11 protein-coding genes are annotated in these 9208 nt (G+C 61.3%); 3 read left to right on the top strand and 8 right to left on the bottom strand.

Annotated elements, in window-relative coordinates; translation table 11 throughout:
• Window positions 1-320: 320 nt before the first annotated feature.
• On the bottom strand, window positions 321-647 hold the full coding sequence (locus ABWP84_RS14745; RefSeq protein WP_353212801.1) for a PepSY domain-containing protein: 327 nt from the start codon (window positions 645-647) through the stop codon (window positions 321-323).
• A 120-nt stretch (window positions 648-767) separates the two neighbouring features.
• On the opposite strand from ABWP84_RS14745, the gene ABWP84_RS14740 reads away from it, so the two are divergent.
• Window positions 768-992, top strand: a complete 225-nt coding sequence (locus tag ABWP84_RS14740; RefSeq protein WP_353212800.1) for a hypothetical protein — start codon at window positions 768-770, stop codon at window positions 990-992.
• A gap of 73 nt (window positions 993-1065) precedes the next feature.
• On the opposite strand, the gene ABWP84_RS14735 is transcribed toward ABWP84_RS14740, so the two are convergent.
• The 7 genes from ABWP84_RS14735 to ABWP84_RS14705 form a co-directional block, all read right to left on the bottom strand.
• Window positions 1066-1653, bottom strand: a complete 588-nt coding sequence (locus ABWP84_RS14735; RefSeq protein WP_353212799.1) for a malonic semialdehyde reductase — start codon at window positions 1651-1653, stop codon at window positions 1066-1068.
• 54 nt (window positions 1654-1707) lie between these two features.
• A complete protein-coding gene (locus ABWP84_RS14730; RefSeq protein WP_353212798.1) occupies window positions 1708-2103 on the bottom strand; it encodes a hypothetical protein in 396 nt (131 codons plus the stop codon).
• An 11-nt stretch (window positions 2104-2114) separates the two neighbouring features.
• Window positions 2115-2525 (bottom strand): DUF3775 domain-containing protein, encoded by a 411-nt coding sequence (locus tag ABWP84_RS14725; protein WP_353212797.1) that lies wholly within the window; start codon window positions 2523-2525, stop codon window positions 2115-2117.
• Between the two features lie 57 nt (window positions 2526-2582).
• Window positions 2583-3404 carry an aldo/keto reductase gene (locus ABWP84_RS14720; protein WP_353212796.1) on the bottom strand — a complete coding sequence of 274 codons (822 nt, stop codon included), beginning with the start codon at window positions 3402-3404 and terminating at the stop codon, window positions 2583-2585.
• Window positions 3401-4411, bottom strand: a complete 1011-nt coding sequence (locus ABWP84_RS14715; RefSeq protein ID WP_353212795.1) for a WD40 repeat domain-containing protein — start codon at window positions 4409-4411, stop codon at window positions 3401-3403. The genes ABWP84_RS14720 and ABWP84_RS14715 overlap by 4 nt, the downstream gene beginning before the upstream one ends.
• Window positions 4408-5424 (bottom strand): GTP-binding protein, encoded by a 1017-nt coding sequence (locus ABWP84_RS14710; RefSeq protein ID WP_353212794.1) that lies wholly within the window; start codon window positions 5422-5424, stop codon window positions 4408-4410. The genes ABWP84_RS14715 and ABWP84_RS14710 overlap by 4 nt, the downstream gene beginning before the upstream one ends.
• Window positions 5425-5511: 87 nt before the next feature.
• On the bottom strand, window positions 5512-6930 hold the full coding sequence (locus ABWP84_RS14705; RefSeq protein WP_353212793.1) for an ATP-binding protein: 1419 nt from the start codon (window positions 6928-6930) through the stop codon (window positions 5512-5514).
• Between the two features lie 360 nt (window positions 6931-7290).
• Between ABWP84_RS14705 and ABWP84_RS14700 the strand changes: the two genes are divergently transcribed.
• Window positions 7291-7512 (top strand): hypothetical protein, encoded by a 222-nt coding sequence (locus ABWP84_RS14700; protein ID WP_353212792.1) that lies wholly within the window; start codon window positions 7291-7293, stop codon window positions 7510-7512.
• 416 nt (window positions 7513-7928) lie between these two features.
• On the top strand, window positions 7929-9080 hold the full coding sequence (locus tag ABWP84_RS14695; RefSeq protein WP_353212791.1) for a response regulator: 1152 nt from the start codon (window positions 7929-7931) through the stop codon (window positions 9078-9080).
• Window positions 9081-9208 lie beyond the last annotated feature (128 nt).

The raw sequence follows: 9208 nt of genomic DNA, 5'->3' as shown, positions 1-9208 counted from the left end.
CTAGTCAAACAAAAGCTTAGAGCCTGTGCAGTGAGCCGAGGCGAACGGAAAAGGCTCTAAGCGCGTGTGGAACAAGATCGAGGGGCTTTGCCCGTCGCGCACCCCAGCAGGAAACTTAGTTTCCTGCACCTTCGTTAGGATATTGATATAATTATTTAAAATTCCGGGAAAATCGCCTCTATACATGTCGGCCCTGGTGGGAGAGCGCGAGGGGCCAAGCCCTTTCGTTCTTTTCCCCGCCATCAGCGCTTTTCAGCAGCCTGCTCGAACATCATCCGCCCGCCAAACAAAGGCTTAGAGCCTTTGCGACCGGAATAGGCTCAAGGCCGCGTTTGCACCTGCCCGCGGGAGCGCAGCAAGGCGCCCGTCGCCGCATCCACCTCAATGACGAACATCCTTCCATTGGGCGGCAAAATCTTGAATTCATAAAGCCATTGGCCGTCATCACGGTCCAGATCGGCCTCGATCACCCGCCCATGAAACCGCCGCTCCACATCGCCGAGCAATTCGGCGAGAGGGCGGATTTCGCCCGCCTCCAGCGCCACGCGGGCGCGCTCATGGTCGCGGCGGTCCTGGGCCAGGGCCATCGGCGCCAGGGCCGGCAGAACAGCCAGGGTAAGAAGAAATTGGCGGCGCATGCCGTTCATCACATCCTCATAAAGCTGAATATCGCCTGAACACCGCACTCAGCGAAGGTTCAGACGATGCGGTGCATCAGCAAGGCGTTGGGCGCGAGAATCGATGCCTGACTGATTCTGGAGAGACCAATGCCTGCGCTCCCACTGCACATCGCCCCCGGCATTCTGATGCTGTTCATGGTCGCGCTCGCGGTCGTGCCGCTGATGCTCGTCTGGTTCGATGAAAAGCGTCGGGCGAAGGAGGAGCAGCGGCTTGGTGCGCTGCGGCGCCAGGCAGCGCTTCGGGTCATGCTCGCCGCCCAATCGGCGCGGGAGCATGATGTGGCGCCTCCCATGCGCGTCTCCAACACCTGATCTTATCCGCGACCCAGGGCATAAACGGGCCGCCCCTCGCGGGTGCGGCCCTTTTTCTTGTCCGGGGCCTGGCTCAGGCGAAACGGCATGCCTCTTCAAACGCCAGGCGCGGGCTGCGGGGGAAGAGGCCGGCAGGGTCGCCATAGCCAATATTGATCAGCAGATTCGCCTTCCAGCCGTTATCGGTCATGAAGGCCTCCTCCACCTTGCCAGAATCGAAGCCGCTCATCGGGCCGGTATCCAAGCCCAGCGCCCGCGCCGCCATGATCAGATAGCCGCCCTGCAGCGTGCCGTTGCGAAATGCCGTCTGCTCGGCCAGCGAGTAATTGCCGCTGAACCAGTTCTTCGCATCGGCATGCGGTAAGAGCTTTGGCAGCAGGTCGTAGAATTTCGGATCATGGGCGACGATGACGGTGACCGGCGCGGTCATCGTCTTCTCGATATTGCCTGGGCTCAGGGAGCCCTTCAGCTTGGCCTTACCCTCCGGCGTGCGGACAAAAATGAAGCGGGCCGGGCTGGAATTGGCGCTGGTGGGGCCGAATTTCAGCACATCGTAAAGCGCATGCAGCTGCTCATCCGTCACCGGGCGGTCCTGCCATGCATTATGGGTGCGGGCCTCACGGAAGAGTTGGTCGAGTGCCGCGGGGGAGAGTTCGGTCATGGATGCTCCTCGGAGAGGTTTCGCGGGTTTATGGCACTTCCGGGCGCGCGGCCCTCAGCCTTCGCGATTGAGCCGGATATCCCAGGCGCAATTGCGGGTCTGGAAGCGGGCGGTGAACTCGAAGCTGTCAGAAATGCGGCCCGTTGCACGCTGGGTGGCATCAAGCGTGGCGCGCAATGTCAGGCTGCCATCGCTGCTGACCACGCCGCGCGCCTCGCCACTTGCGGGCAGCGAGCCCGTGGCGCGGCCCTGCGCCAGGATCATGTAAAGCTGGCCGCTGGGCCGGCCGCAATCATTGGCCGTGCCGAAGCTGCGCGTGGCCATGCCGCGATAAGTGCCATCGAAGCGCGAGGGCGGGGGCGGGGGCACGCTGCCCACCACCGCGGGGGGTGGGGGCGCATCGGCACAGGCCGCCAGCAGCAGAAGGCTGACGCCCAGCGGGCGCATCATCCGCAACCCGCTCACCGTTCAATCTCGTCAAGCGAGATGCCAAACGCCGCCAGCCCCTCGCCCAGCAGATAGCCCGCGCCTTCAAGGCCCAGAAGATACTGCGCCGGGTCGGATTTGGCGTTGCGCAAGGCGGCGGCCTTCACCGCTTCGGCCCATTCCTCAGGCTCGTGATCACCGCGGCCAACCAGGGCCAGGGCCACCAGGGCGGCCTGTTCAGGCTCGCTCAACTCGTTCACCAACTCCTCGACCAGTTCCTCGTTGACGTCCTCGTCTTCGGCGTCGTCCTCATCCTCTTCGTCGAGGTCGTCATCCTCATCGAGGTCGTCATCCTCAAGCGCATTGAGGAGGTCGGCTATGGTGGCGACGGTTTCGAGCGGGATGCCCAGTTCCGGCGTCTCGTCCTCATCCTGTTCGGCCATCATAAGATCCCTGCATGGTGGAGCCGCCCTATCGCCCAAAGAGGGGGCGGAGGGCAAGTGTCAGGCCGCCCAATCCGGAGCGAAACCCGGGTTGACGAAGCGGCGGCGCTCGGTGATCGCGCTGATCGTGGCCAGATCTGCCGCCGAAAGCGTGATACCGGCCGCGCCCAGATTTTCCGCCTGCCGCGCCGCGCTGGCCGCCTTGGGAATGACCGAAACCGGCCCCTGCGCCAGCGCCCAGGCCAATGTGACCTGCGCCGCCGTGCAGCCCAGCCGCGCGGCGATGGGGCCCAGCGCGGGATGCGCCGGCACCTCACCCTTGCCCAGCGGCGAGTAGGAGGTCAGCACCATGTCATGGGCCGCGCACATCTTCAGGAGCGGCGCCTGCGGCAGCAGCGGGTGATGCTCCACCTGGTTGCAGGCGAGCGGTGCGATGTTCAAATCCAGCGCCGCGCGCAGCAGCCCTGCCGGAAAATTCGCAACCCCCACGGCGCGCGCCAGCCCATCAGCCCTGATCCGTGCCAGCCCCTCAAGGGCCGAGGCCAGGTTGAGTTGCGGCGAGGGCCAATGGATCAGGTAGAGATCAAGATAGGGGGTTTTCAGCCGCTCCAGGCTCGCCTCGCAGGCGGCGCGCAGCGCCGGTCCATCCGGCTTGTCCCACCAGCCCTTGGTGGTGAGAAAAATCTCGCCACGCGGCACCGGGTTGGCCGCCAGCGCCCGGCCGACCTCAACCTCATTGCCATACATCTCGGCGGTGTCGATATGGCGATAGCCCATGGCCAGCGCGGTTTCGATAGCGCCCTCGCATTCCGCGCCCTTCATCGGCCAGGTGCCCAGGCCAATGGCGGGCATGGTGAGGTGAGAGGTGGTGAGAATTGTCATCGCTTGGCCAAATCCACAGTGCCGCAAAACCCCTTATCGGTGCCAAAGGCCAGCATGCTGCCATTGGCGTTCCAGCGCAGGGCGGAAATGCCGCCTCTGCCGGGTGGCGCCACCGGCACCACCTTGCCCGAGGCGATTTCGGCGATCAGCACCAACCCATCGCCGAAACCCGCCGCCACAACCTCATGCTGGGGGTGGCAGACGACGGCGGTGCACATCACATCATCGCCACCGGCCAATTCGCTCGGCGCCTTGCCCATCGGCCCGCCGCCGAAAAACGGCCAGAGTACAACACTCTCCGCCCCCGAGGTCGCCAGCCAGCGGCCCTTGGCGGTGAAGGAGAGGAAATGCGTCTTGGCCGGATAGCCCGACATGCGCATGTGCTGGCCATCGGCCAGGCGCCAGCCATGCAGCGACATCTCCTGCATCGCCGTCACCACATGGGTGCCATCGGGGCTGAAGGCGATGGCGGCGTGGCTGCCTTTCCATTCCAGCAGGCGGGGCTTGTCCTCTTTCGCGCCCACAAACCACAGCGAGGCGCCATTGTAATGGCTCGCCGCCACCCGCTTGCCCTTGGCGTCGATGGCGATGCCGGCAACAGTGGAAGGATGCGCCAGGGATTTCAGCGGCTTGCCAGCGCCATCCAGCAGATGCAGCGCCCGGCCAACCGAGGCCGCGCGCACGCCCTCAGGATGGGCCGCCACATGCTCAACCCAGCGGCTGCCATAATCTGCCAGCACCGTGCTTTCGGTTCCGGTATGGGCCAGCTTGCCGTCATCGCCGCCGGTGAGGAAGCCGGATGTCACATCGGCGCAAAGGCTCAGCACCGCGCCCTTATGCGCCTGATGGGCGGTGAAGGCCGGGCCGATATGCACGCTGCCATCGCCCAGGCCAAAGCCCGCCGCACCGCTGGCGCGGCAGAAATCCACCGCCACCACATAGGCGCCCAATTCCCGTCCATCGCCGCGGCCGGCGAAGAGGAAATCATGCTCTGCCGTCTCGCTCACGAAGGCGGGCTCCAGCGGGTGAGTTCTGCCTCGTAATTGCTCGATGGCGCGCCCACCTGGCAGGCCTCAAAGCCGCGGCGCAGTTGCGGGCGGTTCAGGTCGCGGCCAATGAAGACGATGCGCGAATGCCGCGGTTCATCATCGCGCCATTTGCGGATGTAGTCGCCATCGGCCAGCATATGCACCGCCTGGAAGGCGAAGCGCCTATCATCATTGGCATAGGCCAGGATGCCCTTGGTCCGCAGCAAATCCTGCCCCTTGGCGGCCAGAAGCTGGGTGATCCAGGCGTTGAAGCGCTCGGGATCGATCGGGTTTTCCACCTTGAAGGAGACGCTGAGCACCTCGGTATCGTGGCTGTGATTGTCCTCGCCCGAGAGGAAATCCGGCTCGCGCTCGAGGATCTTCTCCAGGTTGAAACTGTCGCGGCCAATGACGCTGGTAACCGGCGCGTCGGATTTCGTGCTGCGGATAATCTCGGCCCAGGGGTTGATGGCGCGGATGCGGCGCTCAACCTCGGCCGCCTCCTCCGCATTCACCAGGTCCATCTTATTGAGCAGGATGAGGTCGGCAAAGGCGATCTGTTCCTCGGCCTCGCGGCTATCGGCCAGGCGGGCGGCGAGGTTCTTGGCATCGACGACGGTGACGATGCTGTCCAGCTTGGCGGCGCGCTTCACATCCTCATCGGCGAAGAAGGTCTGCGCCACCGGGGCCGGGTCGGCCAAGCCTGTCGTCTCGACGATGATGCCATCGAATTTCTCCCGCCGCTTCATCAGGCCCGCGACGATGCGGATCAGGTCGCCACGCACGGTGCAGCAAATGCACCCATTGTTCATCTCAAAGACTTCCTCATCGGCATCCACCACGAGGTCGTTATCAACGCCGAGTTCGCCGAACTCGTTGATCACCACGGCGTATTTCTTGCCATGGTTTTCCGTGAGGATGCGATTGAGCAACGTGGTCTTGCCAGCGCCAAGATAGCCGGTGAGGACGGTGACGGGGACCTGATCGGTCATGCGGGATACTCCTAGGGTCGGCAGCAATATGATGTGCCCCAGCCCAGTGACAAAGGGTAGGGGCGCAGCGGGCGGGATGGCGGCGTGTCAAACCCCGGTGGATGGAGACTGGATTTGCCCGGCCGAGGCCCGCTCTGCCGGGCCGGTGATGGTGAATTGCGCGCCCTCTGCGGTGTTGTGGGCGCTGATCTTGAACGACATCGCAGTGAGCAAGCCGTGGCAGATCGACAAGCCGAGGCCGGTGCCGGCATCCGTGCTTTTGGTGGTCACGAAGGGTTGGAAAAGCCGTGGCAAGATCGAGGGGTCTATGCCGCCTCCGGTGTCGCTGATGGTGATTTCGGCCAATTGGTCGCCCCGGCGCCGGGTGGCGATCCGCAATTGCCGGATTTTGCCCGGCGGCAGATCATGCATGGCGTCGCGTGCATTGATAAAGATGTTGGTGAGGGCCTGTTGCAGGGAAATCTCATGCGCCAGCAGGGTAATATTCGTGTTGTCATTGAATGTCACGGTAATGCCCGAGGCGCGCAGATACGCGCCGACCAGCGCCAATGCGCCTTCGATCGCCTTGCGCAGATCAACCGGGCGGGGTGGCTCATTGGGCACATCGCCGCGGGAAAACCGCCGCAAATGCTCGATGACATCCGCTGCCCGCCGGGCCTGGTTGATGATGGTCTCCAACTGCGTATTGATCGCCGGAACAGGGTGGCCGACCGATTGCATCATCGTGATTTCCGCCGCAAGCGACAAGGTTTGTAGCGGTTGCTTGAGTTCATGCGCGATGGAGGAGGCCATTTCGCCCATCGAACTCATGCGAATGGCGTGGACGTTGCGCAGGGCTACTTCCCGCTCGCGGTCAATATTGAGGCCAAAGCCGATGATTTCACCGCCGCCATTGCCATCAAGGCTCACCGTTTTGAAATAGGAGCGGATCCAGCAACTCGGCTTATCGGGGCGCAGGAACACCCATTCCAACACCGTCTCGCCATCCCTGAGGCATGCCAGATAGGTTTCAACAGCTTTTTGATAGCCGACCGAGAGGGAAAAAATATCGCCATCGAAACGAGCATCATCATCGCGGGTGCGGTAGACCTCATGATATCGGCCGCCCCGATATATCAATTGTGAGCTGCCATCGCCGTTGACCTGCCGAAGGAATAGGCTCGCTGGCAGACTTTCAATAATAAGTTCTACTTTGCCAAAATATTCTCGACGCTCACGCTGGAGAAATCTTATTATAGAAATGTATGTGATGTAGTTTACAATTATCACCACGGGTACAAAAAATATAATCATTGGTTTACCGAGTATTGTTACTATGGGGTATTGCCAATTATCGGACAACGTAAAAATTTTATCAAAATTTCCGAGATACGCGGCAACTAAAATTATGCCGTACATGCCAATAAATACAAATATCGGAAATACTATAAATATAACTAAAAACATAAAGCGACTGGTCGGTAGCACATTAAATTGATTTTTAGGGGGCGGGCGCAAAAACTTCACCTATATTGCTGCCTGTCAAACGGGCCGGCCTGGGCGGCGGTGGGTTGGCGGGCCGATGGCGCACCATGGAACATTAGGCTGCTACATTCAATAAGGTGTGGCAACCGGTTTGCAGTTCATAGCATTTTCAAGCCTTGCGGCCTCGCAAGGCGGACCGGAAAATGCGGGAAAACAGAAAGCCAGTGCCTTGGCCACGAATGTCGCTGCGCTTCGCGGCCGGCTCGCGCAACCGCCCCGAAACACGCCAAGGGCCGCAAATTCATTGATTGTCTTTCGTTATCACAGAGGCTCAAAACGCTATTAGATTTTTCATTTAACTTGGGTACACGGCATTCTGGGTGGTCACGCAGGAACAACGCCATGGCTATCGGTCAGATTATTTTGGGTGATGGCAACAACAATGTGCTGTCTGGCACTGCGGATGACGACACGCCCGATGCCGGCGCGGGCAATGATGCACTCGAGGGCGGTGAAGGCATTGATACCGCCCGCTACGCCAGCGCCGCGGCTGCTGTCGCCACCAGCCTCAGCATGGCCCGCGCACAGAAGAGCGGCGGCGCCATGGGTTGCATCCCAGCGTGAGACATTGCCCAAAAATAGCGCAAAGCCAGGATGCTGCCTGGCTCATTTGCCTCGTTATGCACATCATTGGCGCTTGCCACTGGAATGCCGCATCCAGCATATTGAATTGCGTATTGAGGAATGGGAATTATTCCTCCGGGTTGTGTTTGGGCGGATTGTGTTCGGCCGCCTTGTGTTTGGGCAAAGAGAGGCCTGCGGTGGGAGCTGCGCGCGTTTGGGTGGGGGTGGGTGGAGAGATGTCGAGCCCCAAGCCCCCAGGGTGTGCTTTTTTGAAACGCAGGGATGAATTTTGTGTCTTCAAAAATGCGTAAAAATGTGTATTTTAGTCATCATGCGCATGAACGAAGACTGACGAGGCAGGCGTTCAGCGAGTCGATCGGCATGTTGCCTGGGTTTCTCTTTATCGGAGTGGGCTGATGTGTGCTTTGACGGCCGTGTCGCCAACCGCTGCAGTCCAGTCTGACCCACATCAACGGCACGTGCTGGTGGTGGATGACGAGGTCGAGCTGGCGGACCAATTGGCGCAGGGCCTCAGGATTCTGGGTTTCGCCGTTGCCTCGGTCTACTCCGCAACCGAGGCGCGCCGGCAATTGGCCGCGCGGGGGGATATTGAGGTGGTCATCACCGATGTCCGCCTGGCCGGGGAAGAGGGGCTCGAACTCGCCGAAGAAATTTCCCGCGAGACCGACGAGCGGCGCGCGATTGAGGTCGTCGTTATTTCCGGCAATGCCTCCACCGAGGATGCAGCAAGAGCCGAAAGGGCTGGTGCATCAGATTTTCTGACAAAGCCTTTCCGCCTCCATGAGATAGCCAAAGCCGTTGATGTGGCCGCCGCACGGGCAAGGGCCCGGCGGATGCAAGCGCATAGTCTGTCGAATGGCGCACAACCCTCCGCAAGCCTGTTGGCGAGGCTCGAGACGACCAATGCTGCGCTGGCTGCCAAGATTGCCAGCGGCGCCATGCCGCCAGAGATTGCGCCATGCTTGGCCGAGATTCTACCGCGGCTGAAGGCGGCCAGTGGATTCCAAGACTTGCACGAATTGGAGGCAGGGGTTTTGCGGTTAGAAGAACTGCTCCACGCCTTCACCCTTGAGGCCCCGGGAACGCAGACTGCCCTTGACCTCGCCCCCCTGGCCACTGGCGTGCTGAACCGGGTTGCCCAGGCCCATCCGGCCTGCGCCTTACGGATTGACCAGACATTGCCAGAGGTCGCAATTTTGGCCGATCGCGAGCGTGTGGCGCGGATTTTGGAACTCTCTGCCGGGTTGCTGCTCGCTCACCCCTCCCACAACACCACGCTTGGCATGGGCCTCTCCACTGACGGGAGCACAGATGCAAAATGGGCGCGCCTTGGGCTCTGGGCCGGCCCGGATGCAATGGCGAATGAACCATCAGCGGGGCTCATGATGGATGGCAAGTCGGGTGCTATCGTAGAATGCGGCGCGGCCTTGGGTTTTTTTTTGGCTCAACGGCTGGCGAAGCTGGAGCGGGGCGCGCTATCCACAACAGTGACTTCGTCAGGTCGCGTCGCCCTGCAGCTCTCGCTGCCGGTGCGGCCGATCAAGTGAGGATGCCCCAGGCTATGGCTAAACGGCTGGTGGATCACCACGAGCATCAATCGGAGAGTGTGGTTATCCCGGCTATCGCGGGCCTTCTATCTAAATTACGCATTACCGTACAATTCGTTGTAATTACC

The organism is Rhodovarius sp. (assembly GCF_040399605.1).
In the GTDB taxonomy this organism is placed as follows: domain Bacteria; phylum Pseudomonadota; class Alphaproteobacteria; order Acetobacterales; family Acetobacteraceae; genus Rhodovarius; species Rhodovarius crocodyli_A.
The sequence above is the reverse complement of the archived record's forward strand: the minus strand, read 5'-3'. Positions and strand labels throughout refer to the sequence as shown.